The organism is Rhizobacter sp. (assembly GCF_035702065.1).
Classification (GTDB): Bacteria; Pseudomonadota; Gammaproteobacteria; order Burkholderiales; family Burkholderiaceae_C; genus Rhizobacter.
Genome location: NZ_DASSRA010000268.1, coordinates 1 through 3,413, shown reverse-complemented (window position 1 = coordinate 3,413; position 3,413 = coordinate 1). Strand labels below are relative to the sequence as shown.

At 66.7% G+C, this 3,413-nt stretch carries 4 protein-coding genes; all 4 read left to right on the top strand.

The genetic code is table 11. The features are described 5' to 3' along the window. On the top strand, window positions 1–287 hold a 287-nt coding region (locus VFL64_RS12300; protein WP_489540668.1), incomplete at its 5' end, for a tRNA pseudouridine(55) synthase TruB. Further along, complete coding sequence (gene typA / locus VFL64_RS12295; protein ID WP_489540667.1) at window positions 284–2,113, top strand: translational GTPase TypA; 1,830 nt, start codon at window positions 284–286, stop codon at window positions 2,111–2,113. The genes VFL64_RS12300 and typA, both read left to right, overlap by 4 nt. 19 nt (window positions 2,114–2,132) lie before the next feature. Next, a complete protein-coding gene (locus VFL64_RS12290; RefSeq protein WP_489540666.1) occupies window positions 2,133–3,020 on the top strand; it encodes a DMT family transporter in 888 nt (295 codons plus the stop codon). Window positions 3,021–3,025: 5 nt separating this feature from the next. Beyond that, on the top strand, window positions 3,026–3,413 hold a 388-nt coding region (locus VFL64_RS12285), incomplete at its 3' end, for an enoyl-CoA hydratase/isomerase family protein (RefSeq protein WP_489540665.1).

Genomic DNA, 3,413 nt, shown 5'->3' with positions numbered 1-3,413 from the left:
CCATGAGCGAACCCGAGCGCGACCGCAAGCTGCTGCAGGCCGACACCTTGCTGGCCGACTGGCCCCTGGTGCGGCTGGACGACGAAGGCGCCGGCCGCTTCCTGAGCGGTGTGCGCCGCCGCACGCCGCTGGCCGATGCACCGCGCGTGCGGGTCTACGGCCCGCAGCCGAAAGCATTCTTGGGGAGCGGCCACATCGCGGGCGGCGAACTGATTTCCACCAGGCTGCTGAGCCCAATCGAGGTGCAAGGCCTCCTGAACACAGAAACTGCAGAGAGCAACGTATGACCCGTCAGATCCGCAACATCGCCATCATCGCCCACGTCGACCACGGCAAAACCACCATGGTCGACCAGCTGCTTCGCCAGTCGGGCACCTTCGCCGAGCACGAGAAGGTGGTCGACACCGTGATGGACAACAACGCCATCGAACGCGAGCGCGGCATCACCATCCTGGCCAAGAACTGCGCGGTCAGCTGGGAAGGCACGCACATCAACATCGTCGACACCCCGGGGCACGCGGACTTCGGTGGCGAGGTCGAGCGTGCGCTGTCCATGGTCGACGGCGTGGTGCTGCTGATCGACGCCCAAGAAGGCCCGATGCCGCAGACGCGCTTCGTGACCAAGAAGGCGCTGGCCCTGGGCCTGAAGCCCATCGTCGTGGTGAACAAGGTCGACAAGCCGGGCGCCAAGCCCGATGCGGTCATCAATGCCGCCTTCGACCTGTTCGACAAGCTGGGCGCCAACGATGAGCAGCTCGACTTCCCCGTGGTCTATGCCTCCGGCATCAACGGCTGGACCTCGCTGACCGAAGGCGCTCCGGGCGAGCAATGGGGCCCCGACATGTCGGCCCTGTTCAACACCATCCTGAAGCACGTTCCGCCCAACAGCGGCGATGCCAACGCGCCGCTGCAGCTGCAGATCTCCGCGCTCGACTTCTCCACCTTCGTCGGCCGCATCGGTGTCGGCCGCGTCAGCCAGGGCACGCTGAAGCCCGCGATGGACGTGCTGGTCATGGAAGGGCCGGACGGCAAGTCGGTCAAGGGCCGCATCAACCAGGTGCTGACCTTCCAGGGCCTGGACCGCGTGCAGGTCACCGAAGCCGGCCCCGGCGACATCGTGCTGATCAACGGCATCGAAGACATCGGCATCGGCGTCACCGTCACCAGCCCCACCGACCCGGCACCGCTGCCCATGCTGAAGGTCGACGAACCCACGCTGACGATGAACTTCTGCGTCAACACCAGCCCGCTGGCCGGCCGCGAAGGCAAGTACGTCACCAGCCGCCAGATCTGGGACCGCCTGCAGAAGGAACTGCAGAGCAACGTGGCGCTGCGCGTCAAGGAAACCGGCGAAGACGGCGTGTTCGAGGTGATGGGCCGCGGCGAACTGCACCTCACCATCCTGCTGGAGAACATGCGCCGCGAAGGCTACGAGCTGGCCGTGAGCAAGCCACGCGTGGTGTTCCACGACGTCGACGGCGTGCGCCACGAGCCGATCGAGCTGGTGACGGCCGACATCGAAGAAGGGCACCAGGGTGGCGTGATGCAGGCCCTGGGCGAGCGCAAGGGCGAGCTCGTCAACATGGAGCCGGACGGCCGTGGGCGCGTGCGCCTGGAGTACCGCATTCCGGCCCGTGGCCTGATCGGCTTCTCCAACGAGTTCATGAACCTGACCCGTGGTTCCGGCCTCATCAGCAACATCTTTGACGGCTACGAGCCGCACAAGGGCGAGATCGGCGGGCGCAAGAACGGCGTGCTGATCTCCATGGACGACGGCGAGATCTTCACCTACGCCCTGGGCAAGCTCGACGACCGCGGCCGCATGTTCGTGAAGGCGAACGACCCGGTGTACGAGGGCATGATCGTCGGCATCCACAACCGCGACAACGACCTGGTCGTGAATGCCACGCGCACCAAGCAGCTCACCAACTTCCGTGTCTCGGGCAAGGAAGACGCCATCAAGATCACGCCGCCGATCGACCTCACGCTGGAGTACGGCGTCGAGTTCATCGACGACGACGAACTGGTCGAGATCACGCCCAAGAGCATCCGCGTGCGCAAGCGCCACCTGAAGGAACACGACCGCAAGCGTGCTTCTCGCGAAGCAGCCTGATCAGGTTGCGGCGGAAGCAATGCGGTTGACGCACGGGCGCGCCGTCGCCCTGATGGTGCTGACCACGCTGCTGTGGAGCACGGCCGGCGTGATCGTGCGCCACCTTGACTCGGCGCGCAGCTTCGAGATCACCTTCTGGCGCAGTGCCTTCAACGCCCTGGCCCTGGGTGTGGCGCTGTTCTGGATGCGCGGCCCGAGCCTGTGGCGCAACCTGCGCGGGGCCCCGTGGCCGGTGTGGGTGTCGGGGGCGTGCTGGACAGTGATGTTCACCGCCTTCATGGTGGCCGTCTCGCTCACCACCGTGGCCAACGTGCTCATCACCATGGCACTCGGTCCGTTGGTGACGGCCTTGTTCTCGCGCCTGTTCCTCAACCACCGCCTGGCCTGGCGCACCTGGGCCGCCATCGGCGTGGCCGGTGCCGGCATCGCGTGGATGTTCAGCCAAGGCGCCAGCAGCGGCTCCTTGCTCGGCACGACCGTGGCACTGGCGGTGCCCATTGCCGCCGCCATCAACTGGACGGTGCTGCAGCACGTGAACCACGGTGAAGCGGACGGGCAGGACATGCTCCCCGCGGTGCTGATCGGTGCCATCTGCTCATCCTTGCTGACCCTTCCGCTGGCCTACCCATTCCAGGCCACGCCGCACGACGTGGGCTGGCTCGCGGTGCTGGGCGTGGTGCAACTGGCCATTCCCTGCCTGCTGGTGGTGGTGCTCACCCGTGTGCTGCCGGCACCTGAGCTCTCGCTGCTGGGCCTGCTGGAGGTGATCTTCGGCGTGCTGTGGGCCTGGTGGTTCGCGGGCGAGGAGCCGGGCTCCACGGCGCTGACGGGCGGGGCGCTCGTGATCGGCGCGCTGGTCGCCAACGAACTGTGGGCTCTGCGCGAGCCGCAACGAACGAAAGCCTGAGTCGCATGAACGTCCTGAGCGAGATCCGCGGCAACCTGGGCGTCATCACGCTCAACAAGCCGCAGGCCCTGAATGCCTTGTCGCTGGCCATGGTGCGTGACATCACCACCGCCTTGCTGCAATGGCGCGATGACGCGCAGGTGACCGCGGTGCTGCTGCGCGGCGCCGGACGCGAAGGCAAGGCACCCGCCTTTTGCGCGGGTGGCGACATCCGCTTCTTTCACCAGGCTGCGCTGGCCGGCGACCCGACGCTGGAAGACTTCTTCACCGAGGAATACACGCTCAACCACCTGATCCACGCCTATCCGAAGCCCTACGTCGTCTTCCTCGACGGCATCGTGATGGGCGGCGGCATGGGCATCTCGGCGCACGGCGGCGACCGCAGCCTGCGCC

Coding starts and splice junctions, on each gene's coding strand:
- VFL64_RS12290 (WP_489540666.1), top strand. CDS start 2,133: ATGCGGTTGACGCACGGGCGCGCCGTCGCCCTGATGGTGCTGACCACG.
- typA (WP_489540667.1), top strand. CDS start 284: ATGACCCGTCAGATCCGCAACATCGCCATCATCGCCCACGTCGACCAC.